Here is a 222-nt window from a genome sequence, read left to right as displayed (position 1 = left end):
GTCGACTGTTCCAGCGTCGTGATTGATGCCTTGTTCTCGCCAACGGTTGTTTCGACCGTCTCGACCTTGCCCGACAGCGCCGTGATGTCATCGCCGTTTTTGGCGACATCCACCTGGATCTCGCTGATGACAGTCGCCTGACCGGCTGTGACACCGTCGAGCCCCGCGACACTGGCATCCAGAGCGGTGAGTCGGTTGCCATGGGCGTTCAGCGTCGTTCCG

Annotated in this window: 1 protein-coding gene; it reads right to left on the bottom strand. The window is 61.3% G+C overall.

From position 1 onward, the window contains the following. Positions 1–222 (bottom strand): hypothetical protein (locus tag E1297_RS48630; protein ID WP_196223050.1); only part of this gene is annotated, 222 nt, incomplete at both ends.

The organism is Roseibium sp. RKSG952, from assembly GCF_009711355.1.
Note: the sequence above shows the minus strand (reverse complement) of the source record. Positions and strands in the feature narration are given on the sequence as shown.